Source organism: Kribbella sp. NBC_01245 (genome assembly GCF_036226525.1).
Lineage (GTDB): Bacteria > Actinomycetota > Actinomycetes > Propionibacteriales > Kribbellaceae > Kribbella.
This window is the reverse complement of the sequence record NZ_CP108487.1, coordinates 5,917,609-5,940,802: the sequence shown is the minus strand read 5'-3', so window position 1 is coordinate 5,940,802 and position 23,194 is coordinate 5,917,609. Positions and strand designations below refer to the sequence as shown.

Genomic DNA, 23,194 nt, shown 5'->3' with positions numbered 1-23,194 from the left:
GGGGGATGAAGATCCTCTACGTGAGTCAGCTCGCCTACCCGGCGAAAGGCCGTCGCTACTGTGACGAGGACATCTGGCTGACCGACCGCCTCCGGTCCGACTTCGACCTGGCGATCTGCCATCCACTCGACGCGATCCGCCTGATGGACGGCGTCGACGGCGTGGTGGTGCGCAACAGCGGGCCCGTGATCGACTACCAACGCGAGTATGACGAATTCCGCGCGGCCGCGATCGCCCAGGATGTGCGCGTCTACACCCAGCTGACCGGTAAGGCCGACATGCTCGGCAAGCAGTACCTACTCGATCTGACCGCCGCGGGGCATCCGGTAATCCCGACCTTTTCAGAGCCGTCGAAGTTGCCTGAGGCACGTAAATACGTGGCGAAACCCAAGCAGGGTTCGGATTCGATCGGCCTGCAGATCGTCGATAGGGAGACGCTGGCAACGATCGACCTCACCGGCATGCTGGTGCAGCCGTTGATCGACTTCGAGTACGAGGTGTCGTTCTACTTCATCGATCACGACTTCCAGTACGCGCTCTACGCGCCGGACCCGGCCCGCCGCTGGCAGCTCGAGCGGTACGACGCGACCGCGGCAGACGTCGCCTTCGCCCAGCACTTCGTCGACTGGAACGACATCGACCACGGCATCCAGCGCGTCGACGCCTGCCGGGCCACGGATGGCCGGCTGCTGTTGGTCGAGGTGGAAGACCTCAATCCCTATCTCTCGCTGGACCTGCTGGACGAAGGCACTCGGGATGCCTTCGTCCAGCGCCTCACGAGCTCGCTTCGGAGCTATCTGGGCTGACCGCAAGCGCCCGGTGGGGCAACCAGCGCGGCAAGAGGAAGGCCGTCACCAGCACCGGCACGGTCAGCGCCGCCACCAGAACCGGCAGACCGAACCAGATGCCACCGAGCGCGAACCCGGCGTAGATGGCCACGGCGAACACCTCGGAGAACAAGCCGGACACCGACGTCACCGTGGCTCGCGCCGGTCCGGTGATGGCGTCCTGCAGGCGCGCGTCCGCCACCACGATGACCAACTGCATGACGCCATAACCGGCCGCGATCGGCACGAACCCCGCCGTCGTACCGCTCAAGGAACCGAAGGCGATCAGCCCGGCCGCAGCCGCGAGGCCAAGGGCGATCGGCCCGGACCTCAACCGGTACGCCGGTCCGGCCAGGGCGCTGCCGATCGCCTGCGCCGCGACCGTTCCCGCGATCAGCAGCGGCACCACCGTGGTCGATGCGCCCATATCCCTTGCCAGCAAGGGGAAATACTCGTCGAAGGCAAGGAATCCGCTCACCACGGCGACCAGGATCACCGCGTTGCGCACCACCCGGGTCGTCGCGACTTCGGTCAGACCGCTGCGCAGCATCGCGAGATAGCGACCGACCACGCCCGCTTCTGACGGCAGCGTCTCATCGGCCGTGGCGACCGGTGACGCCTCGGGCAACGAGAGGGCGACGGCGGCCTGGGCTACGCAGACCAGCACGCTGATCCACCCGACCAGGAGGTAACCGCCCGCGGCGAACAACGGGGCTGCCAAGGCGGTCGCCGCCAGGTTCAGCACGAACGACGCCGAGGTGGCTCGTCCGATCAGGCCGGCATAGCGTTCGGTGGCACCGCGTGCGGCGAGTTCGTCGTACGCGAAAGCCTCGAAAGTGCCCGACGCCAAGGCCGAACCCGCACCCCAGAGGATGAACCCGGCCGCGAATCCGGCGTACGACGGGAAGACCACCCAGGCGGCATATCCCGCACCGGTGAGCAAGGCCGCGAGCACGAGCAGGCGTCGCCGGGAGAAGGTGTCCGCCCAGGCACCCGAAGGCACTTCGAGCACGAACGCGGTCGTCGACCAGATGATGAACAGGGTCGAGATCTGCGTGGCGGACAACCCGTGATCCGCGAACAGCAACTGGTACAGCGGATACAACGGGATGAAGTCGTCGATCGCCCGGTAGGCGATCAGCGGGACGGTAAGGCGTCAAAGATGCGGGCTGGTGAACCTCATATCCCGACTTTAGGCCGCCCTCCGGCCGCACACCAGAAGTTTTCCACAGGCGCCCTCAGGTGCCCTCTTTCTGGAAGAGGTAGTCCTCGGCGCGCATGGATTGGGCCGGCTTGACGTCTTCGGGCAGGATTTCGCGCAGGTCGCGCTCGGTCAGGGTGTCCGGGTCGTGGTGGGCGAGCCGGATCGCCTGGTTGGAGATGGCCTCCTCGAGGATGTTCCGGATGAACCGGCCGTTGCCGAAGTTGTGGGCTCGGGGAGTAGCCGGGATGATCCGGCGGACGACGGCCAGGACGTCGTCGGTGTAGGTCATGCCCTTCTGCCGGGCCTGGAGCTCGAAGATGGCGACGAGCTGGTCGGCGTTGTACTCGCTGAAGGACAGCAGCTTCGGGAACCGTGACGACAAACCCGTGTTCGACTCGAGGAATCGCTGCATCTCGCGGTGATACCCGGCGACGATCACGACGCACTCGTCGCGATGGTCTTCCATCATCTTCAGCAACGTGGCGATGGCTTCGATGCCGAAGTCGCCCGGGGTGTTCTCCGGGGACAGCGTGTACGCCTCGTCGACGAACAGGACGCCGCCGAGCGCCTCGCGGAACTTGGCCGCGGTCAGGGGCGCAGTGGTGCCGACACCGGGACCGACCAGGTCCGACCGGTCGACCTCGATCACGTGGCCCTTCTCCAGCACGCCCAGCTGCTTGTAGATCCGGGCGAGCAGCCGGGCGATGGTCGTCTTGGCCGTACCGGGCTTGCCGACGAACACCATGTGCCGGACCCGCTCCTGGACCGGGATGCCGAGGTCCTTGCGGCGCTGGTTGGTCTTGATCTCGGCCACCATCCGGCGCACCGATTCCTTGACCGACTCCAGCCCGACCAGCGCCTCCAGCTCCGCGAGCGGACCGCCATCGTCCGCAGACACCGGCTTCGGAGCCACCGGCTCGTCCGCCACCACCTCTTCGACAACCGGCTCTTCCGCCACGGGCTCGTCGACCACGGGCTCGTCGACAACCGGTTCCTCGACGACCGATTCCTCGACCACCGGCTCTTCCACCACCGGCTCTTCGGGCACGACAGGATGCTCAACAGGCGGCGCGACCTCGATCACCGGTTCGGCAGCCACGACAATCGAAGCCGCGGGCAGCGGATAGGACGTGGTCCCCCGGTCGAGAAGCTGGAAGAACGCGCCCAGGTCCGGGATCTCCACCTCCGGCCACGGCCGCTGCTCCGGCACGCCGGCCAGATGGACCGACACCCGCGTCGTCGCCGCCGCCCAGTACCGCGCGAGCACCTCCTGATCCTGAGCGATTGCCCGCCCAAGCCACTCCATGTTGCGATCCAGCCAAGCCCGCGGATCGAAGCCCTTCTTCAGCTCACCGAGCGCCTTCTCCACATCCCAGCCGGCAATACCGAGCGCCTGCCCCACAGCCGCCGGCTGGGCGTCGAGCCCGCCGGCCAGGATCATCCGAGCCACCAACTGCGCGAAGTCCGGCGCCTCACCACCCGGAACCACCGCCGAAAGCTGGGTGTGCGCATGCCGCAACGCCTCGAGTGAGTACTTCACCGCTGACGCCGGGCCGCCCAGCTCCGGCAGCACGGCGCGCTCGGCATCACTGAGTGCGGCCGTCCGCCAGAACTGCAGGATCGTCCCGTAGTCGGCCAGCACGTGCATCCGAGTGGCCTCGCGGTCGGCCAGCACCCGGTCGTACGCCGCGGTCAGCGCCTGCGCGCGGGCTGCCATCGGCGGTGCGTCAACGAACAGGCTCACCACGTCGCGGGACAGCAGCAGCGCCTGGTGGCGGGCCTGTTCGTGGAAACCCTGCGTGCCGGCCACCACCTGCAGCGGCCAGTCGGTAGGCGCGACCCGGACCAGGTGTCCGGCACCACCGAACCGGACCGAAGGCCGGTGGAAGTCCCGGGTCAGTTCGGCCGCGATGTCGGCGTACTCCCCGTGCAGCACCGGAATCCAGCCGGTGAGCAGTGCGGCGACCTCATGGGTGAGCCACACCGCCGCGGGCGTTCCCTCGAGGAAGTCCGGAAAGGCACCCGGCGGTCGCAGCGAGCTCGGGTCGTCGGCCCAGATGCGAAGCCGCCCGCGGACACCAGCGAGCCACTCGTCCGGCACCTCCCAGGGTTGCTCAGCGGCGAGGACGTCGAGTACGCGCGGTCTCCGGAGGTGGTCGGCCACAGGGATCCTTTCCGCCCGTCGGGCACCTGACTAGCAACGCGGTGGATCCCCTCGGACGCTCACTGCGGCGACCTCGAACTGGACTCGACCACGGCGAATCCCAAGGGTGGCATCGCGCCCGCTCACTTTAATGCGTCACTGGGCGACAGCGGCTAATCCAGTTGGCGGGGACGCGTGAGATTGGGCATTGTTCGGCCATGAGTTCACTGGTTCGGCACATCACGTTCGACGCCCACAACGCGTACGAGATCGCCACGTTCTGGGCCAAGGTGGTCGACGGCCACGTCCACCCGGACGACAAGCCGGAGGACGACAGCGTGCTGGTCGTGACCAAGGACGGTGCCGACCTGCTGTTCGAGCAGAACCCCGATGACAAGACGGTCAAGAACCGGGTCCACTTCGACCTGCAGCCCACCGAGCGGACCCGCGATGACGAGGTGGCCTGGCTGCAGACGATCGGCGCCACCATCTACAACGATCACCGCCGCCCGGACGGTACCGGCTGGGTGACCATGCACGATCCCGAGGGCAACGAGTTCTGCGTCGAGCGCGGTCCCGCCGATCGCCGTACCGAGGCGAACCAGGATGAATGAGGTAGCGCGCCGGGCCTGGGCGACCTTGCCCGAGGGGAGTCGGGAGGGCCTTTGCGAGGGGTTGAGCCCGGCCGATCTGCAAGCGGTGTTGATGGAGGTGACCCGGAGCCGCGCGGCCCAGGTCACGCCCGCGCGCCTGATGCGTCGGCGCGCGGACGACCGGTTCGTGCGGCCTTCGGAGATCGACCCGCGGCGGCTGGCCAAGACCCGCGCGGCGTTGTGGGAGGCCTTGCCCCCGCGATTCGAAGGCGTCGAGCTCTCGCCCGTGGCGCCGCTCGGCGTGACGTCCGCGGTATCGACCGTGCCGCAGAACAACGTGCTCAGCACCATCCGGGGTACCGAGGTGGCGAGCGACCCGACCAACAACCTCGCGCTGGAAGCCGCCGTACGCCGGAAGGCCGGCGCGGAGCGGGCCGACCTGGCCGCTTGCCAACGCGTGGTGCGTGCGCAGACGGTCGACGGGCCCGGGATGTTCGCGCACTTCGAGTTGTTCGCGTTGGTGTCGAGCCGGCGCGATGCCGGTTCGGGACGGGCCGAGGCGGAGATGCTGCTGGACCACCTCGGCTTCTGGCAGGACGTACTCGGCCGGCTGGTGCCGGATCAGCGCGCGCGGTTGACGTTCACCACGTTCGGGACGGACGACCCCAAGGCGGCCGCGGCGCGCAACGTCGTACGGGATCGCATCGAGGACACCGTACGGCCCAAGCTCGAACTGACCGAGGACGCTCTAAGGACGAAGAGCGCGGGTTATTACGACGGCACGGCGATCGGCATCGCGGCCGGTGATGCCGATCTCGGCGACGGCGGCTTCACCCGCTGGACCGCGAAGCTCCTCGGCGACGCGAAGGAGCGCTGCCTGACGTCCTGCATCTCTACCGAGCGCCTGACCAGTCTGATCGGCTGATCACTGGGTTCGCTTGTAAACCCTGATGGCGAAGATGTAGGCGACGACCGTGATTCCGATGCACCAGGCGAGTGCGGTCCAGATGTCGGCACCGGCGGGCTGGCTGTTGAGCAAGGAGCGCAGCGTCTCGACGATGGCCGTGACGGGCTGGTTCTCCGCGAACGCGCGGACCGGGCCCGGCATGGTGTCGGTGGGCACGAAGGCGGAGCTGATGAACGGCAGGAAGATCAGCGGGTAGGAGAACGCGGAGGCACCGTCGATGGTCTTGGCCGTCAGCCCGGGAATGACCGCCAGCCAGGTCAGCGCGAGCGTGAACAGGGCGAGGATGCCTGCCGCGCCGAGCCAGGAAGCCACATTCGCGCTGGACCGGAAGCCCATCGCCACGGCGACTCCGATGATGATGAGCAGCGAGATCGCGTTGGACACCATCGAGGTCAGCACGTGCCCCCACAGCACTGCGGAGCGCGCGATGGGCATGGATTGCAACCGGGCGACAATTCCCTTTTGCGTGTCGGTGAAGATCCGGAAAGCGGTGTAGGCGACGCCGCTGGCAATGGCGATCAGGAGAATGCCGGGCAGCATGTAGTTCACATAGTTGTCGGTGCCGGCGTTGATCGCGCCACCGAAGACGTACACGAACAGCAGCATCAGCATGATCGGTGTGATCGCGACGGTGATGATCGTGTCCGGGCTGCGCTGGATGTGGCGCATGGAACGCCCGAACAGGATGACCGTGTGGCGTAGAACTCTCATCGGTCTACCTCGTCTCCCTTTTTGCTGATGATGGCGAGGAAGATCTCCTCCAGGGTCGGTTGTTTTTCGATGTATTCGACCTCCGCGGGCGGGAAGAGCCGCTTGAGTTCGTCGAGCGTTCCGTTCGCGATGATCTTCCCGCCGTGCAGGATGGCGATCCTGTCCGCGAGTTGTTCTGCCTCGTCGAGGTATTGCGTGGTCAAAAGAATCGTCGTGCCGTCGTCGGCGAGCTTCTTGACGGTTTTCCAGACCTCGAGCCGTCCTTCTGGGTCGAGTCCCGTGGTCGGCTCGTCGAGGAAGATGACCGGCGGCGTTCCGACGAGGCTCATGGCGATATCGAGCCGTCGGGCCATGCCACCGGAATAGGTGTCGACTCGCTTGTTGGCCGCGGCGGTCAACCCGAACTGCTGAAGCAGATCGTCGGCAACCTGGGTCGGGTTGGAAACGGCCCGCAGCCTGGCGACGAATACGAGATTTTCCCGACCGGTGAGAATGCCGTCGACGGCGGCGAACTGTCCCGTCAGGCTGATCTGCTCGCGCACTCGCTCCGACTGACTCTGGGTGTCGAAGCCGAAAACGCTGGCAGTGCCGCCGTCCTGTTTGAGCAGCGTCGAGAGGATGTTGACCGTCGTCGTCTTGCCGGCGCCGTTCGATCCGAGCAGCGCGAAGATCTCTCCGCGCCGCACTTCGAGGTCGACACCTTTCAGGACGCTCGTCTCCTTGAAGGACTTCGTCAGACCTTTTATCTCAATGGCGATGTCCGTCACTGCTCTGTCCCCTTACGCCGGAGCTTTTTCGCCACGTTCTGGTTCAGCGACTCACGCCAGTTCTCGGTGTAGGTGTTGGCGTTCCGCAAAAGCTCGTCGCAGAATTCGGCCACATTCTCGCCAGTGACTTCCAGCACGCGCTTGCCGTCTGCCGCGCTGGTTTCGAACAGCCCGAGCAGATCATTCAGGATCGCGACGACATCCATCCCGTCGCCGGCCGTGAACTTCCACATGTACGACTTGATCTCGGTGTAGACGATTTGGTAGTCCTCCGGCAGCGCGTCGGCCCGCGCCTCCATGGCCCGCCACTCCTTCTTGTCCCCGAGGATCTTCTTCAGGAAGTTGTTCATTGGTTCCCCTTTTTCAGTTCATTGATCTTGAGCGAGACGAAGTCCCATTTGGCCCAGAAAGCATCGAGTTCGGCCTGGCCTGCCTTGTTCAGCGAGTAGAACTTTCTGGGCGGGCCCATGGTGGACGGCTTCTTCTCGATATCGACCAGCTTGTTCTTCTCGAGTCGCAGAAGAATGGTGTAGACCGTGCCTTCCACGACGTCCACGAAGCCGAGCGTGCGCAGGGACGACGCGATTTCATAGCCGTACGTCTCACCGCGGCTGATGATCTCGAGCACGCAGCCCTCGAGCACGCCCTTCAACATCTCGGTGATGTTCTCCACGGCACTGCCCTCCTTTCCCAACTCGGTATGTAGTGATACGAAGTACCAGTAGTCTGTGTCACCGAGTAGTGGTCTGTCAAGCCGCCCACTGTGCGTGCAGGGAGCGGCGGATAGGAGCGCGGCGAAGAGGGGCCAGCGCCCGCTAGGAGGTCAGCACCTCAGGCGGTCGACCGCGGGGCAGGAGTACGCCCCGGCCGGCGGCATCGTCGTCCTCAATCAGCTCGACGACGGTATTTCGTCATGGTTTCCAACGGCGCGCCCGGCTCGCGCCCCGCCAACTCTCGAAGGGCGCGTTCAGTCGGGCACGACGCAGTTCACGCGGACCTGGTGACTCTCGCGAAGCGGCGCGATGCGCATCGCGGGGTTGGAGCGTTAGGCGACGAGGGCGTACGCCTGCGGGGTGGAGGAGCGGTACGAGGTGGGGGCGTACGACGTGGAGGCGACCTGGATCGAGGTGGTCTCCAGGCGCTGCGGCTCGCGGAAGGCGGCCAGGTCGAACTGGACCTCGTCGAGCAGGTCGGTCAGGTCGAGCTCGAGGGCGCGGCAGATCGCGGCGAGGATCTCGGACGACGGCTCCTTGCGGCCACGCTCGATCTCGGAGAGGTACGGCACGGACACCTGGGCCAGCTCGGCGAGTTCGCGCAGGGTGATACCCCGCTCGAGCCGGATCCGGCGGAACACGTTCCCGATCACCTGGCGTAGCAGCACTGGCCCCTCCTCGGTCCGGACGTTGCTCCCAGTCTGCCACTCGCGAGGATCTGCGGTAGGCAGATCTGCCACGGGCAGATTCCGCCCATTCATCGGCCCCGGGCGACGACGCTGGGAAACATGAGTGAGAACAAGCAGCCGAACGGGCTCGACCAGCACATCTACCAGCGTCTGCTCTGGCAGCGGATCGTCGTACTGGGTGAAGAGGTCAAGGACGAAAACGCCAACGCCGTCTGCGCTCAGCTCCTGCTGCTGAACGCGGAGGACCCGCACAAGGACATCTTCCTTTACATCAACTCCCCCGGCGGCTCCGTCTCCGCCGGGCTCGCGATCTACGACACGATGAGCTTCATCAGCAACGACGTCGCCACGGTGGCGATGGGGCTCGCCGGTTCGATGGGTCAGGTGCTGCTGGCCTGCGGTGCCGAGGGCAAGCGGTTCGCCCTGCCGCACGCGCGGATCATGATGCACCAGCCGTCCGGCGGCATGGGCGGAACGGCGGCCGACATCCGGATCCAGGCCGAGCAGATGATCCTGGTCCGCAAGGAGATGGCCAAGCTGCTCAGCGAGCGGACCGGGCAGACCCTCGAGCGGATCGAGGAAGACTTCGACCGGGACCGCTGGTTCACCGCTGAGCAGGCCAAGGACTACGGCATCGTCGACAAGATCCTGACCACTGCCCCAGTACCCGCCTAGTGTCCTGCGCCGGAAGTTGTTCGAGTGATTTCGGTGTTCAGGCGCCGAAATCACTCGAACAACTTCCGGCGCAGGACACTAGTACTTAGAGCAGCGCCTGGTCGATGTCGTCGATCAGGTCGATCGGGTCCTCGAGGCCGATCGACAGGCGCAGTACGCCGGCCGCGGGCTTCGCATCACCCGGTACGAGGCGATGCGTGAGCGCCGCGGGGTGCTGGATCAATGTGTCGACGCCGCCGAGCGAAACGGCGTGCGTGATGAGGCGGCACCGCCCGGCCGCGCGGACGGCCGCGTCGTACCCGCCCATGAGCGTGATCGCGAGCACCGCGCCCGGCCCGGCCTGCTGCCGCCCGATCAACCCGAGCGGATCGCACTCGGGCAGGCCCGGGTAGTGCACTACCTCCACCGCCGGGTGGTTCGTCAGCCACTGGGCCACCTTGCCCGCGCCCTCCTGCTGCGCACGGACCCGAACCGGCAGCGTCTGCAATCCCCGGTGCAGCTCGTACGCCGCGAGGGGGTGGAGCAGGCCGCCCGTGATCGCGCGAATCTGGCGGAGTCGCGCGGTCCAGTCGCCGGTGGTCGCGACGAGCCCGCCCATCACGTCGCCGTGGCCGCCGATGAACTTGGTGGCCGAATGCAGCACGAGGCTCGCGCCATGCCGGATCGGCTGCTGCAGGATCGGCGTCGCGAAGGTGTTATCCACAAGCACGGGGACACGCCCGGCCTGCCGGCTTACCTCGTCCAGATCAACCAGGTCGACGGTCGGATTGGCCGGCGTCTCGACAATGACCAGTCCGGTGTCCGGCTGGATGGCGCGCGCGATCTGGTCCGAGGCGGTGACCCAGGTGACCGTCGTACCGAGGAGGCCGCTGGCGAGCAGGTGGTCCGAGCCGCCGTACAGCGGCCGGAGTGCGACCACATGTGGATAACCCGCGGCCGCGGTGGCGAGCAGGCACGCGGTGAGCGCGGCCATGCCCGAGCCGAACGCGACGGCCGCCTCGGCGTACTCCAGGTCGGCGAGAGCGTCTTCGAGGCGCGCGACATTCGGATTCCACAGCCGTTGGTAGACGAGGCTGCCGGTCGGGTGGCCGCCTGTGGATAACTCGTCGTACGCCGCCCCGCCCGCGTCGACGCCGGGCAGCGGATAGGTGGTGGACAGGTCGATCGGCGGTACGTGCACGCCCAATTCGGCCAGATCCTCGCGGCCGGCATGCACAGAACGGGTGTCGAGCTGGTTCATCGCGCCTCCTCAGGTCAAACTGAGGATCGAACTATGTGCGGAATCAGTGCAAGAGTTCCGAATAAAGTTCGTCCACAGGTTCATCCACAGCCTGTGGATTCTGTGGAAGAGCCCTAGAGTGAGCAGATGCCGAAGGATCGTCGGACGCCCGGACCGCCACCGCGGCCCGTGCCTGCGCTCGATGAGGTGGATCGCGAACTGGTCCGCTTGCTCGCGGCCGACGGCCGGATGGCGAACAACGCGCTCGCGGACGCGGTCGGGATAGCGCCGTCGACCTGTCTGGCCCGGGTCCGGTCGCTGCGGCAGCGCGGCATCATCCGGGGGTTCCACGCGGCGGTGGATCTGGCCGCGCTCGGCCGTCCGTTGCAGGCGATGGTCGCGGTGCGGATCGGCGCGCACAATCGCGCCGAGGTCGATCGGTTCCGCGCGAAGGCGCCGGAGCTACCGGGTGTGCTCGCGCTCTTTCATCTCAGCGGCGCGAACGACTATCTGTTGCATGTGGCGGCCGAGTCGCCCGACGCGCTCAGGGATTTCGTGCTCGATCATCTGACCGCAGATCCTGCGGTGGTGCACGCGGAGACCAGTCTGATCTTCGAACACGTCCCGGGGACGCACTCGCTCTAGCCTTCCCTCCTTTTTCATTCATTCGTCGCAAACCGCCCTCGCAGCCCAGCGGACCTGTGCGGGTCGGCGAGGGGAAGAGGGCGGTTTGCGACGAATGAATGAAAAAGGAGGAGGTTTAGCTGGCGCGTGGCGTTAGGCCCCAGGCGTTGGCGAGCAGGTCGTAGGAGTGGCGGCGTTCGACGGGGTCGTGGACCGACGTGATGACCATCAGCTCGTCCGCGCCGGCTCGACGAGTTCGGTCGGCCAGTTCGGCGGCGACCTGGTCCGGCGTACCGACAGAGGCCAGGCCGGCCCACTGCTTCACGGCCGCGCGCTCCTCCGGGGTCCACGGGTAGGCGGCCGCTTCCTCTGGGGTCGGCATCGGGCCGGGCCGACCGGAACGCAGGCGCAGGATCGAGAGCTCGTTCGCCCGGGCGAGCTGCTGCGCGCGCTCTTCCGTCTCGGCGACGATGGCCGCGAACGAGACGATGGCATGCGGCTCGGCCTGGTCGGGCGAAGGCTGGAACATCTCGCGGTACGACCCGATCACGGCCGCCGGGTCGAGCTCGCCGAAGTGGCCCGCATACGCGAACCCGGCACCGAGGGCGGCCGCCGCCTGGCCGCCGTACGCGCTGGAACCGAGGATCCAGACGGGCGGCAGCGGTACGTCGGACGGCTGCGCGGTGATCGGCGCGAAGGGGTGGCCCGCGGGGAAGCCCTCCGCATACGCGCGCATCTCGGCGTACTGCTCGGGGAAGTCATCGGCGCCCAACGCCTCGCGACTCCGGCGGAGTGCGAGAGCGGTGCGCTGGTCGGTGCCGGGGGCGCGGCCGATGCCGAGGTCGATCCGGCCCGGGTGCAGGCCCGCGAGTACGCGGAAGGTCTCGGCGACCTTGAGTGGCGAGTGGTTCGGCAGCATGATCCCGCCCGAACCGACGCGAATGTCCTTCGTGACGGCGGCGACGGCCGCGATCATCACCTCAGGCGTCGAACTCACCACACTCGGGATGTTGTGATGCTCCGCCAGCCAAATCCGGTGATACCCGGCCGCCTCGACCGTTCGCGCCAACTCGAGCGTCTCCCCCAACGCCGCGGAAGGCGCGGTCCCCGAAGGCACCGGCGAAAGATCAAGCACAGACAAAGGCAACAAGTCGGCGGTCACCCTCCCCCCAACCCACGCCACCCCTCCCGCATTCCACCTCCCCGGCGTGTCTTCTTCCGTTCGTCGGGCCGTTGTGACGCGGCGTGTCGCGGATCATCGGTCCCTTCTGACGAGTTCAGCCCGCGCGACGCTGACCTACCGCGCCAACCTTGCGTCGGGGCAATCGGGCTGCGAGTGTCGCGGAATGGTGAGCAGTGTCGCGGTTCTGTCTGATATCCATGGCGTGCTGCCGGTGCTCGACGCGGTGCTGGCCGATCCCGATGTCGCCGGCGCCGAAGCCATCGTGGTCACCGGTGATCATGCGGCAGGCCCACAGCCGGTCGCGGTTCTGGATCGCCTAACCGCGCTGGGCAACCGTGTCGTGCTCGTCCGAGGCAACGCCGACCGCGAACTGGTCGAGCTAGCCGAAGGCAGGCCGTCGACCGTCGGCGAGCCCTACGAGATCGACATGTGGGCCGCCAAGCAACTGTCGCCCGAGCACGTCGCACTGCTTGCGGGCCTGCCCCACCCCGTGACCCTTGATGTGACGGGCTTCGGCCCGGTGCTGTTCTGCCACGGCTCCCCTCGCGACGATGACGAGGTCGTCTTGGTCGACACCCGACTGGACCGCTGGGCTGAGGCATTCGCCGACCTACCGGCCGATGTCCAGACTGTGGTCTGCGGGCACACGCATATGCCCTTCACCCGCCTCGTCGATCGTCGGCTGGTGATCAACCCAGGCAGTGTCGGCATGCCCTACGGGCGCCCGGGCGGGTCCTGGGCACTCCTGCGAGACGGAGCCGTCACGCTTCGATCGACCGCGGTGGACATCGACGCCGCGATCGCGAGTGTCGTCGCCGACTCGAGCTACCCCGAACGGCGTGACTGGGCCGAGTACTACCTCCGAGCCACTTCAAGCGACGCTCAGGCCCTGACCTCCTTCGCACCACGGGACGGCCGCTCGACCAACTGAGGTCACAAGGGTCCGATGAATGCCGACACGCCGCGTCACAAGGGTCCGATGAACGGAAAGACGGCCGGGGCTCAGAGGACGTAGGGGGTTTGGGTGCGGGCTTCGCGGAGGGTGTGGGACCACCAGGCGAGGCGGTTGAGGAGGAGGGTGGCGGCTTCGGTGGTGCCGGGTTCGGTGGGGTCGCCGTTGACGAAGCTGCCGGGTACGTCGTGGAAGCTGAGGCCTTCGCGGATGGCGACGGCGTGGAGTTCGGCGAAGACCAGGCGGAGTTGTTCGGCAGCACGCAGGCCTCGCGACCGGCCGCCGTACGTCAAGAAGGCGACGGGCTTTGCGGCCCACGGTTCGCGGACGGCATCGATCGCGGTCTTGAGGTCGCCGGGGTAGGCGTGGTTGTACTCGGGCGCGACGATGACGATGGCGTCCGCCTGGTCGATCCGCCCGGGCAACTCCGCCAACGGCGTGGCCGAGAGATCGATGACGTCAGGCTTGAAGTCGTCGCGCGAATCGACCTGCCGCGCGAACCACGCGGTCGCCGTACCGCCGAATCGCTCGGGCGCGAGGCTGCGGCAAACGACGGCGAGGCGGAAGACTGTCACTTCATCGAGCGTAGGACCTCAAGTTCGATTGAGGTCAAGCTATAACTCGCGATGTGTCCCAGATCATCAGAGCGGCGGGAGGTAGGCGGCGAACTCGGTGAGGAAGCGGTTGATGGTGGCCACTTCTTCGGGGTCGAGGTGGTGGGCTGGTTCGCGGCAGTGGGGGCTGGAGAAGAGGCCTCGGCGGGTGGAGATCAGTTTTTCGGCGGCGATGATGCGTTCGGTGTCGAGCATCCAATAGGAGATGTACGGCAACAGCCGGCGGTGTAGGTCGTAGCCCGCTTCCCAGTCGCCGGGATCGCCCGAGCTGAGCAGGCGCCAGATCTCGACGTACAACTCGGTCATCGAACAACCCGGCTGGGAACCAACGGCACCACGTCGTACGGCGTCTGGTAGTTGCACGCCGGCGTATCCCTCGACGGCTGGTAGTGGCGGCGTGCGGGCGGCGAGTTCGGCGATGAGTGGGCCGGGTGGACTCGACTCGACCTTGACCAGGCGGAGGTTCGGGTGGCGGGCCTGGATCGTGCCGAGGACGTCGGCGTCGAGGCTGGTGCCGGTCTCGGTCGGCGCGTATTGCAGGACGACCGGGACCGGGTCGACCGCGGCGAGTACGGCCTCGATGTGCTGGATCAGGGATCGACGCGAAGGCGAGAGGAAGTGCGGCGGCAGCAGGTTGATCAGGTCCGCCCCGGCGGCGACGGCGGCTTCGGCACGGTGGACTGCGAGGCGAGTCGCGTGGTCCTGGACGGCGATGATCGCGGCGACGTCGGGCCGGTGCCGGGTGTGGCCGAGCAGGATCTCGGTCAGGGCCGCCCGCTCGTCCTCGCTCAGCTTGTGGAATTCGGAGGCGAAGCCCGGGAACATCACGCTGCTGACGCCTGTGCCGAGGACGTACCGGACGACCCGGTCGAAACCGTCGTAGTCGACCGCGCCGTCCGCGGTGAACGGGACCTCCAGCACCGGCGAGATACCTCGCACGAGGACGGCCGAGTCCAGGATTTCCAGCGTCATGACGGCAGCTCCAACCCCAGGGCGCCGAGTGCGTCGGCGTGCACGATGCCCTCGATCACCTCGTCCGGTACTCGCGGCAGTTTGGTGCCGTCGAGCATGTCGTTGACCGTCCACAGACCGGCGATGGCCTCGGCGGTATTGGCGATCGGGAAGTCCGAACCGAGCAACAGCTTGCCCGTCGCACCCCACTCGACCGCCGAGATCAGTGATTGGTACAGCACCCACGGCCGCAGGTAGATCGACGAGACATCCGCATAGACGTGTGGGTGCTTCCGGATCGTCACGACGGTTTCAAGTCCCCACGGATGGCCCATGTGCGCCATGACGATCCTGAGTTCCGGGAAGCGCAGCGCGATCTCGTCCGTGACCAGCGGATAGGTATAGCGCAAAGGCGCGTGCCGGATCGGTGAGGCGCCCTGGTGAAAGAGGATCGGCAGACCGTGCTGCTCGCAGTAGGCGTAGTACGCGAGGGCGGGCTCACCGAGTGGGTCGAAGTTCTGGTAGTTCGGTCCGAGTTTGACGCCCTTGAGCCCGAGGTCGCGACTGCGCTCGGTCTCCTCGATGGCGCCGGCGTCGAGCGGATTGACGGACAGGAAGCCGATCCGCCGATCGGGTGCGGCCGCGACGAACTCGGCCGTCGCGTCATTGCACCGCTCGGGTGGATACGGCAGACCGACCGCGGCGACCGGGTCGTCCACCGCGATGTTGAACACGATCGAGACGTCCGCGGCGGACATCGCCTCGTCGTACTCGGCCCAGGAGTTCGTGGTCACCACTGGACGGTCGGTTCGCCAGTTCTCGTAGACGCGTCGCTCGTCGGCCCGCACCGCGTCGCGATGCGTGGGCGTGTGCGCGTGTACGTCGACGATCACCCGGCACCTTGCTTTCTTCGGTATATCGAAATTAGTTTCGGTAGATCGAATAATAGGAAGGGACGAGGGCCGCTGGCAAGGTCAGCCCTGGAAGCGCAGGAGGTCAGTCTTGGGGAGCGCCGAGGCGGCGGGAGATCAGGGCGGCCAGCTCGATCAGGCCGACCTGGGCCTCGCGACGCCGACGAGCGGTGAGGTCTTTGGCGAACCCGGTCACGCCCACGGCACCACCGACGTGGCCCGACGAGTCGAAGAACGCGGCGGCGACGCAGGCGATATCGGCCTGCTCCTCCTCGTCTTCGAGGGCGTAACCCTTCTTGCGGACGTCGGCCAGCTCGGCAACGAAGCTCGCCTTGGTCGCGAGATGCGCGCGCGGTCCCTCGCCCTTGGCCATTTGGCTGAGCAAGGGCTTGAGTTCCTCTTCGGGCAGGCACGCCGCGATGGCCTTGCCGAGGGCGGTCAGGTTGAACGGCGCGACCTTGCCGGGGTACGTATCGAACTGGATGAAGCCGGGCATGGCCGCCTTGGCGACGTACACCACCGAGGCGCCGGTCAGTACGCCGATGTGCACGGGCATGCCGAGTTGGTCCGCGAGCTCCCGCATCTCGCGTTGCGCGACCGTGGACAGGTCGACCTTGCGGACGAGCTGGGTGGCCAATCCGTACAGCCGGAGGGTCGGGCGCCAGAAGTGGCTGCGGCCGACGATCCGCCGGGTCGCGTAGTCGCGCTGCTCGAGGGTGTAGACGATCGACGCGCAGGTGGCGAGCGGGATGTTCGCCTTCTGTGCAAGGGCCGTCAGGGTCAGATCCTCGTCGGCGGCGACCAGCGTCTCCAGCACGGTGAGCGTCCGCGCGACAGCGGGAGAAGGTGCTCGCTCCTCGCTCATCCACCACCCCTACCGTGCGTCGAGTCCTGCCGTAGGGCTCACCCTATCTCCCACATCCCGCGCAGATCTTCGAACTACTGAAGGGTCATCTCGACAGCTCAGGTCCAGTCGTCGGCGCTGCCGGGCGATGCGCCTTCTCGCCGGCCTGCTGGGGCGATGCGTTGAGCGGACGGTCGGGATCGAGGCCGAGCCGGGCCGTCTGGACCAGGTCGGTGTCGGATCCGGCCGCCTTCGGGGTTACGCCGACCTGCTGCCAGGCAGCGCGAACCGCCTTGTTCTGGGTCGATTCCGCGCCATGCAGCTCGGTGGCGGAGTCGATCGTGACCTGCGCGAACTCGGCAAACGTCGCCGTAGACGACACCTTGCCCGAGGTCAGCGCGTGGTACCAGATCTTGCCCGCGTCGCCGTACGCGTTGCCGCCCAGCTCAGTCGCCGCCAGGTAGAACGCCCGGTTCGGAATGCCCGAGTTGATGTGCACGCCACCGTTGTCGTCCTCGGTCTCGACGTAGTCGTCCATATGCCCGGGCTGCGGGTCCTTGCCGAGCCGCGGATCGTCGTACGCCGACCCGGGCTCCTTCATCGAGCGCAGGCCGACGCCGTTGACGCCCGGAGCGAACAGGTCCGCGCCGATGATCCAGTCGGCCTCGGCCGCGCTTTGACCGAGGTGGTGCTGTTTGGCCAAGGAGCCGAACACGTCGGACATGCTCTCGTTCAGCGCGCCGGACTGGCCTTCGTAGACGAGATCCGCGGTGTGCTGGGTGACGCCGTGGGCCAACTCGTGCCCGGTGACGTCGATGGACCGGGTGAACCCCTGGAAGATCACGCCGTCGCCGTCACCGAAGACCATCTGCGCGCCATCCCAGAAGGCGTTCGCGTAGTCGCGGTCGTAGTGCACGGTCGAGTGCAACGGCATCCCAGCGCCGTCGATCGAGTCGCGGCCGAAGCACTCGCTGAACATCTTCCAAGTCGCGCCCGTGCCGTCGTACGCCTCATTGACCGCCGCATCCTCCGAGGGCGGATCGCCTTCGGCCCTGACCTTGCGCCCAGGCAACGTACGCTCGCGCTCCGCGTCATGAACCACCCGGTTCAGCCCAGCCGCCGCCTGCGCCTCGGCCCTCAACGCGGGCGAAGGCACGGCCAAGCGCGCCCGGAACGCCCGGTCCTGCTGCAGGGACTGCCCGAACACGGCGCGCAACCCCGGATCGTCGACCGTCTGCTCGAGATGCTTCAGCAGGTACGGCGGAATGATGAAATGTGCCGTCATACAACGATCATCCCCCGCAACCACCGAACTACGCACAGTTACGGCGAGTTGCCTGTGGATAACCTGTGCCCCGGTCGGACGCGAAATGCGCGACGTACGGCTCGAACGGTCGACCTCCACGTCCCCTTCTGCCATGAGTGATCAGGTCCTGCCGCGTCCACTCACGGGGATTTTTGGGCGCGAGTGGTCGCGCCTTCCGTGGATCGCGCGTATTGCGGACGCGCAGGTCCACACGATGACCGGTTTCGTCCCCATTCGGCGTGTTTCGCGCCACCGTGTGGACCTGGCGGTCCGGCCCGGACACCTCTCGGGCGCGACGCCGTGCGGGTTGCCCACACGGAGTCAGGACCACTGTGGCCGTGTCTCGCCTGCGTTCTCAGCGCCCCGCGAGTGGTCCCTACAAGCCCACGAGAGGACGCGTCATGACGTGATGCGATGAAGGGGCGGGGCCTCCCGCCCGTCGTGGTTTCCGAGTGATGCTCGGTGTGCAGGTTTTGCACGAGTGGGGAAGGAGGCCCCTTATGTGTGCAGAGTACGACGGTCGGCAGGTTGTGGGTATTGATCTGCATCGGCGGCGTTCGGTGATTGCTCGTCAGTCTGAGTCTGGTGAGTCGTTGGGGTGGGTCCGGATTGTGAATGACCGTGAGGTGTTGCGCGAGCAGATCGGGTTGGCGGGTCCGGTGCCGCGGGTCGTGGTCGAGGCCACGTATGGCTGGTACTGGGCGGTGGACGAGCTGCGGGCGGCGGGTGCGGAGGTGTATTTGGCGCATCCGCTGGGGGTGAAAGGGTTCAGGTACCGGCGGGTGAAAAACGATGTCCGGGACGCGTTCGATCTGGCGGATTTGTTGCGGATGGGGCGGTTGCCGCAGGCGTGGATCGCGCCGCCGCCGGTGCGGGAGGTGCGGGAGCTGGTGCGGTATCGGGCCAAGCTGGTGAAGGTCCGGTCGGGGTTGAAGGCGCAGGTTCATGCGGTGCTGGCCAAGAATGGTCTCGGGGCGAGGGTGAGTGACCTGTTCGGTGTCGCCGGGCGCGAATGGCTGGCGGGGTGCCGGTTGCCGGCGGCGTATGCGGTCCGGGTCGGGTCGCTGCTGGATCTGATCGATCATCTTGATCGGGAAGAGGCCCGGTTCGCGGCGTTGATTGCGGCCCGGCTGGCCGGTGATGAGGGGTATCGGGTGATTCAGCAGTTGCCTGGTGTCGGGCCGACGTTCGCGGCCGTGTTCGTGGTCGAGATCGGTGATGTGCACCGGTTCGCCAACGCCGCCGCGCTGGCCAGCTGGGCAGGGTTGACCCCGCGGCATCGTGAGTCCGACACGACCGTTCACCGCGGTCACATCAGCAAGCAGGGCTCCCGGCTGGTGCGGTGGGCAGCGGTGGAGGCCGTGCAGCACGCCACCGTGGCCAAGATCGCTGCCGACCGGCACCGCATCGAGCAACGCCGCGGTACCAACATCGCCAAGGTCGCCGCGGCCCGCAAACTACTCACCCTGGTCTATTACGGGCTGCGCGACCACGAGATCCGTGCGCTGGCCCGCTGCCAGGACCCGGTATGAGTAGCTCGACCGCAGCGCACGCAGGGTCGTTGAGTGGTCAGACCTCCCGATCCCGAACCGGTGATCCAGGGCACGGTCGTTGTACGTGATTGACCTCGCGCGCTGCGGGCCGAACCACTCCATGCCCCCAAGACCTGCGGGGCGAAGGGATGACAGGGCAGTCGAGCAACCCGACCTGCCGGACCCTTGCACAAGACAAGGGATGGAGAACCGACCCACAACCCCTATACCGGCATTCCGGTCACAGCAAGGCTGGCGATGGTCTACGACCAGCGTCAAGACCAAGCCCTCCGGGCGGCCTCCGGCCGGCCCTGACCCCGGCCGCACACCACGCTGCCCAAAACCCGACCGGAACCCCACAAAACACGCACCCACCAGCCCCTTGCACAACCCCACCCCTTCAGGGATGACCACTCACGACAGAACGGCGGCGGGCGGCCGCCGTGCCGTGCCGCTAGGGGCCAGATGAGTAGCGGCACACCGTGTCAGGGGCCTGACGACTGGGTGGGGGCAGCTAGTGGTTGCTGCAGCACTTTTGTTGGTGTTCTAGTTCGAAGGGGACTAGGACGTCGTTGGCGGCGGGTTGGACCAGGAGGACGGACTGGGCCGAGCGCCAGATCGGGCGGATGAAGTTCATCGTGTCGATCACGGAGTCGTCGTGGACTGGCGTACCGCCGATGCCTTCGATGACGTCGATACCGGCACGATCGCGGAGGTCGCGGGCGGTGAGACGGCCGCGGGCCGCCGATTGGCCGGGGAAACGGAAGAGCCTGCCCGCCGTACGCGGCGACCCTTCGGCCGAGGCGAGGCGCGCGCCCGCGACCAATTGCGCCGGGCCGAGCGTGGTCGTCGCCCCGGCTGCGGTTGTCCCCGGCCACGAGATGACCAGGCCGAGGTCTTCCTCGTCCGCGCGGTGACGCAGTCGTCGTACCGTCGCTTTGGTGGCCTCGGGCAACGTTATCGAGACGGCGACGTGGGCCGGCAGTACGTCGTCCGAGAGGTGGTCGGTGGGGGTGGCCGGGACCCAGTGGGTGCAGGCGATTTCGGCGTCGGGGAGGAGGCCGAGCAACTCGTGGCAGAGATGCTCGGCCTCGACCGTTCCGGGCGAACCGGCGTCGACGGCGATGATCACCGGCGGGGCAGAACCCAGATGGGGTTGGTGTAGAACCACAGATCGACCCACGGATCGGCCGAACCGACGACGTCGAGCTGCGGACCGGCCGGGTCGATCGCCGAGCCGAGTGAGCCCGGCTGGCTGCGGTTCCCGTCGGTGCCGCGGACCCGGACGTAGAACGGTTCGTCGGCCCGGCCGAGCGGGTAGACGATCTCGAACGTCTCGGTCTTGCCCGAGGTGTCCCACTGGCGGATGACCTTGGTGTCCGGCGCGATGAAGCTGTCCCGGTCGCTGACGCCGGCCAGGTTGACCGCGCCGCGGATCAGGTCGACCCGGTTCAGCTTCGGGATGAACTGCGACCAGTTCGGCACGTTCTGCGGGGTGATCCGGAGGACCAGCTCGATCGGCCGCCCGCGCTTCGGCAGCAGCGTGCCACCGAGCGGCTCGCCGTGCCGCTTGCCGACCTCGCGCACTTCCAGCTCGACCCCACGGACGAGCGCGCCATGGTCGACCCACATCCGCCCGGCCCGCAGCCCCTGCATGAGCGAGAGGTAGTCGCGCTTCTCGGCGCCGACGTGCGTGCGGCTGTAGAACCCGGGCCAGTAGTCGGCCGCGCTGGTGTTGACGTGGTTGCCGTAGACGGGATCGCCGTACCGGCCGTCGCGGTTGAACTGCGCCTGGTCGGAGCCGTCCGGACGACGTGAGGTGTCGGTCCAGTTGACGTGCGAGTCGGAGTTCGCGCTGATCCACCAGGGCTTGCCCTCGGCGAGCAGGCTGTCCCACAGACCACCGACGGTCGCGGTCATCCAGTCGAAACCACCCCAGGTGCGGTAGCTCTCCGGCGGGTAACCCGGGAACGAGTTCGGGCCCTGCGCGTTGCCGTAAAGACCGCGCGCCCCACCCGGCCCGATGCCCTTGGGCAGACCGCCGGCCTGGTGACCGGGCGCGCCTTCGAACCCGACGGCGATTCGCGGGTCGGCGTCGCGCCAGCCGCGGATCTCGTGCGGGCTGTCGATCCCGTTGCGCGCCGGGTGGTTCGCCAGGAACAGCGCGTCCTTGACCCGCTGGCGGTCGACCTGCTGACCGAGCCACTGGATGCCCTGGACCGCGAGCGCCTCGTTGGCGGGCGTATTCGCGCCGGCGTTCTTCACGCTGCCGTCGTAGTTGTTCTCGAACTGCTTGAGGATCTCGACCTCACGCGAGCCCGGTGCGACGAACACTGTGCCGTGTTCCGCGGCCGGGATGTTCCACTCGAGGCCCTGGAAGATCAGCGTGTTCTTCAGCTCGGCACGAGCCGCCTTGATCTCCGGGTTGACCAGGTCGACGCCGATCCGGGCGTGCGTGGCACCGCCGTGATCGGTGATGACCAGCCAGTCCAGCCCGTACGCCGCCGCGTGGCGAGCCTGGTCGATGACCCGGTACATGCCGTCGGAGCTGAACATGGTGTGGATGTGGTGATCACCCGCGAGCCAGACGTTCGGCCGGCCGGGACGGTGGAACGCGTCACCAGCGTCGTGCGACGCAGGCCCCGCGGCGGCAGCCTGGGCACCGGTCAGGCCGAGGGCCGCCGTACCGCCGAGGATGCCGGCCGAGCGCAGCAACCCACGCCGGGACAACTCCGTCGGCGACAACTCGGTGTCCTTGATCGAGCTGTCGAGCGCCGCCAGGGTCGGCTCGTCCAGCTCCGTGTTCGGGTGGTGATGGTCATCCCCGTGCCCGTGCCCATGGCCGTGGCCGTGCCCATGTCCGTGACCATGGCTGTCGTCGTGCGTGTGCCCCATCGGGTTTTCCTCTCGGATGGCGGGTCCGGCGGGATCATCGCTTTCCGAGGTGACCGGCAGGTGATCAACCGGGGGTGTTCCGATGAAGCGTGTTGGCGGTCAGAACGCGGAATTTCCCTTGTTCTGCGACAATGTCGCACGACGTCCCCAGGCCGCCAAGGTGAACTGCGGGATATCCACGAATGCCGGATCCGCCAGCTCGGCCCGCCACTGCTCGACGTCCGCCGCGGTGATCAGGCCCGTCTCGATCAGGTGAGGTCGGTGCCGTGGTTCCGATAGCGCTGCTCGTACGCCGCGAGCAGGCGTTGCAGCACCGGGTACGGCGAGGTTGCCGCGGGCAACTGGTACGGATCGGTGACGACCAGCCAACCACCGGGCGCGAGCCAGTCGACCGCTCGTGCGAGCAGAGCGTTACGGGCCGGCAGATGGCAGAGCACGAACCGGGCGTGGATCAGGTCGAACGACCCACCCCAGTCAGGTGATGCCAGGATGTCGTCCTCGATCAGGCGCAGGTTCTCCGGCCGATCAGCGCCGTACGTCGAGAGGTCCTTGTCGACGGCAACCACCTCGGCATGGCGACCGGCGAGCCAGGAAGCGATCGACCCGGCGCCGGGTCGATCTCCAGGCAGCGAGCGTCCGCGGTCAACCCGAGATTCGACAGCACCGACTGGCTGAACCCGTCGACGCTGGCCTGGATCGACCCCAACCGCTCCTGCTCCACACCCACCCGATGACCCTAACGACAGCACGGGCCAGCGGCGAAACAATGCGCCGGAATTCCTTTTCAGGGCAATTCGGAAAGAGCGCGCGGTAATACCGGGGAATTACCAGGAAGAAGCGGCGGCAAGCGCGGGCCAGAACGGCCAAGGGACGC

24 protein-coding genes are annotated in these 23,194 nt (G+C 67.2%); 7 read left to right on the top strand and 17 right to left on the bottom strand.

Going from position 1 to position 23,194, the window contains the following annotated elements; genetic code table 11:
• The first annotated feature begins 5 nt into the window (after positions 1-5).
• Positions 6-806 (top strand): hypothetical protein, encoded by an 801-nt coding sequence (locus tag OG394_RS27060; RefSeq protein ID WP_328989901.1) that lies wholly within the window; start codon positions 6-8, stop codon positions 804-806.
• On the opposite strand, the gene OG394_RS27055 is transcribed toward OG394_RS27060, so the two are convergent.
• Positions 775-1,932, bottom strand: a complete 1,158-nt coding sequence (locus OG394_RS27055) for an MFS transporter (RefSeq protein ID WP_328989900.1) — start codon at positions 1,930-1,932, stop codon at positions 775-777. The genes OG394_RS27060 and OG394_RS27055 overlap by 32 nt on opposite strands.
• Positions 1,933-2,065: 133 nt before the next feature.
• On the bottom strand, positions 2,066-4,195 hold the full coding sequence (locus OG394_RS27050) for an AAA family ATPase (RefSeq protein ID WP_328989899.1): 2,130 nt from the start codon (positions 4,193-4,195) through the stop codon (positions 2,066-2,068).
• A 197-nt stretch (positions 4,196-4,392) separates the two neighbouring features.
• Here OG394_RS27050 and OG394_RS27045 point away from each other — a divergent pair, with 197 nt between their 5' ends.
• Together OG394_RS27045 and OG394_RS27040 are read left to right on the top strand one after the other, a co-directional pair.
• Complete coding sequence (locus OG394_RS27045; protein ID WP_328989898.1) at positions 4,393-4,788, top strand: VOC family protein; 396 nt, start codon at positions 4,393-4,395, stop codon at positions 4,786-4,788.
• Complete coding sequence (locus OG394_RS27040) at positions 4,781-5,692, top strand: hypothetical protein (RefSeq protein WP_328989897.1); 912 nt, start codon at positions 4,781-4,783, stop codon at positions 5,690-5,692. The genes OG394_RS27045 and OG394_RS27040 overlap by 8 nt, the downstream gene beginning before the upstream one ends.
• Here the strand turns inward: OG394_RS27040 and OG394_RS27035 are convergent, their stop codons facing one another.
• The 5 genes from OG394_RS27035 to OG394_RS27015 all read right to left on the bottom strand — a co-directional run bounded on the left by OG394_RS27035 (position 5,693) and on the right by OG394_RS27015 (position 8,593).
• Positions 5,693-6,445 carry an ABC transporter permease gene (locus OG394_RS27035; RefSeq protein ID WP_328989896.1) on the bottom strand — a complete coding sequence of 251 codons (753 nt, stop codon included), beginning with the start codon at positions 6,443-6,445 and terminating at the stop codon, positions 5,693-5,695.
• The gene (locus OG394_RS27030; RefSeq protein WP_328989895.1) at positions 6,442-7,212 is read right to left on the bottom strand and encodes an ABC transporter ATP-binding protein; all 771 of its coding nucleotides are present in this window, start codon (positions 7,210-7,212) and stop codon (positions 6,442-6,444) included. The genes OG394_RS27035 and OG394_RS27030 overlap by 4 nt, the downstream gene beginning before the upstream one ends.
• Positions 7,209-7,562 (bottom strand): DUF1048 domain-containing protein, encoded by a 354-nt coding sequence (locus OG394_RS27025; RefSeq protein ID WP_328989894.1) that lies wholly within the window; start codon positions 7,560-7,562, stop codon positions 7,209-7,211. Before OG394_RS27025 ends, OG394_RS27030 begins: the two co-directional genes overlap by 4 nt.
• Positions 7,559-7,885: a PadR family transcriptional regulator gene (locus tag OG394_RS27020; RefSeq protein ID WP_328989893.1), complete on the bottom strand. Its 327-nt coding sequence runs from the start codon at positions 7,883-7,885 to the stop codon at positions 7,559-7,561. The genes OG394_RS27025 and OG394_RS27020 overlap by 4 nt, the downstream gene beginning before the upstream one ends.
• 372 nt (positions 7,886-8,257) lie before the next feature.
• Positions 8,258-8,593 (bottom strand): helix-turn-helix domain-containing protein, encoded by a 336-nt coding sequence (locus tag OG394_RS27015; RefSeq protein WP_328989892.1) that lies wholly within the window; start codon positions 8,591-8,593, stop codon positions 8,258-8,260.
• 120 nt (positions 8,594-8,713) lie between these two features.
• Between OG394_RS27015 and OG394_RS27010 the strand changes: the two genes are divergently transcribed.
• Entirely contained in the window at positions 8,714-9,289 is a 576-nt protein-coding gene (locus tag OG394_RS27010; RefSeq protein WP_328989891.1) for a ClpP family protease, read from the top strand.
• Positions 9,290-9,374: 85 nt separating this feature from the next.
• Here OG394_RS27010 and OG394_RS27005 read toward each other — a convergent pair whose 3' ends face one another.
• On the bottom strand, positions 9,375-10,529 hold the full coding sequence (locus OG394_RS27005) for a trans-sulfuration enzyme family protein (protein ID WP_328989890.1): 1,155 nt from the start codon (positions 10,527-10,529) through the stop codon (positions 9,375-9,377).
• Positions 10,530-10,655: 126 nt separating this feature from the next.
• On the opposite strand from OG394_RS27005, the gene OG394_RS27000 reads away from it, so the two are divergent.
• A complete protein-coding gene (locus OG394_RS27000; RefSeq protein ID WP_328989889.1) occupies positions 10,656-11,153 on the top strand; it encodes an Lrp/AsnC family transcriptional regulator in 498 nt (165 codons plus the stop codon).
• A gap of 115 nt (positions 11,154-11,268) precedes the next feature.
• Here the strand turns inward: OG394_RS27000 and OG394_RS26995 are convergent, their stop codons facing one another.
• Positions 11,269-12,267 (bottom strand): LLM class flavin-dependent oxidoreductase, encoded by a 999-nt coding sequence (locus tag OG394_RS26995; RefSeq protein WP_328989888.1) that lies wholly within the window; start codon positions 12,265-12,267, stop codon positions 11,269-11,271.
• A gap of 211 nt (positions 12,268-12,478) precedes the next feature.
• Between OG394_RS26995 and OG394_RS26990 the strand changes: the two genes are divergently transcribed.
• The gene (locus OG394_RS26990) at positions 12,479-13,246 is read left to right on the top strand and encodes a metallophosphoesterase family protein (protein WP_328989887.1); all 768 of its coding nucleotides are present in this window, start codon (positions 12,479-12,481) and stop codon (positions 13,244-13,246) included.
• Between the two features lie 71 nt (positions 13,247-13,317).
• On the opposite strand, the gene OG394_RS26985 is transcribed toward OG394_RS26990, so the two are convergent.
• From OG394_RS26985 to OG394_RS26965, 5 genes are all read right to left on the bottom strand, one after another.
• Complete coding sequence (locus OG394_RS26985; protein ID WP_328989886.1) at positions 13,318-13,842, bottom strand: NADPH-dependent FMN reductase; 525 nt, start codon at positions 13,840-13,842, stop codon at positions 13,318-13,320.
• A gap of 66 nt (positions 13,843-13,908) precedes the next feature.
• Positions 13,909-14,853 carry a dihydrodipicolinate synthase family protein gene (locus OG394_RS26980; RefSeq protein WP_328989885.1) on the bottom strand — a complete coding sequence of 315 codons (945 nt, stop codon included), beginning with the start codon at positions 14,851-14,853 and terminating at the stop codon, positions 13,909-13,911.
• A complete protein-coding gene (locus OG394_RS26975; RefSeq protein ID WP_328989884.1) occupies positions 14,850-15,725 on the bottom strand; it encodes an amidohydrolase family protein in 876 nt (291 codons plus the stop codon). Before OG394_RS26975 ends, OG394_RS26980 begins: the two co-directional genes overlap by 4 nt.
• 103 nt (positions 15,726-15,828) lie before the next feature.
• Positions 15,829-16,608: an IclR family transcriptional regulator gene (locus tag OG394_RS26970; protein WP_328989883.1), complete on the bottom strand. Its 780-nt coding sequence runs from the start codon at positions 16,606-16,608 to the stop codon at positions 15,829-15,831.
• Between the two features lie 85 nt (positions 16,609-16,693).
• Positions 16,694-17,872 (bottom strand): M4 family metallopeptidase, encoded by a 1,179-nt coding sequence (locus OG394_RS26965; protein ID WP_328989882.1) that lies wholly within the window; start codon positions 17,870-17,872, stop codon positions 16,694-16,696.
• 476 nt (positions 17,873-18,348) lie between these two features.
• On the opposite strand from OG394_RS26965, the gene OG394_RS26960 reads away from it, so the two are divergent.
• Positions 18,349-19,425: an IS110 family transposase gene (locus OG394_RS26960; RefSeq protein WP_328989881.1), complete on the top strand. Its 1,077-nt coding sequence runs from the start codon at positions 18,349-18,351 to the stop codon at positions 19,423-19,425.
• Positions 19,426-19,939: 514 nt separating this feature from the next.
• Here the strand turns inward: OG394_RS26960 and OG394_RS26955 are convergent.
• From OG394_RS26955 to OG394_RS26945, 3 genes are all read right to left on the bottom strand, one after another.
• Positions 19,940-20,557, bottom strand: a complete 618-nt coding sequence (locus OG394_RS26955; protein WP_328989880.1) for a hypothetical protein — start codon at positions 20,555-20,557, stop codon at positions 19,940-19,942.
• Entirely contained in the window at positions 20,554-22,320 is a 1,767-nt protein-coding gene (locus OG394_RS26950) for a PHP domain-containing protein (RefSeq protein ID WP_328989879.1), read from the bottom strand. The genes OG394_RS26955 and OG394_RS26950 overlap by 4 nt, the downstream gene beginning before the upstream one ends.
• A gap of 248 nt (positions 22,321-22,568) precedes the next feature.
• Positions 22,569-22,886 (bottom strand): class I SAM-dependent methyltransferase, encoded by a 318-nt coding sequence (locus OG394_RS26945; RefSeq protein ID WP_328989878.1) that lies wholly within the window; start codon positions 22,884-22,886, stop codon positions 22,569-22,571.
• Positions 22,887-23,194 lie beyond the last annotated feature (308 nt).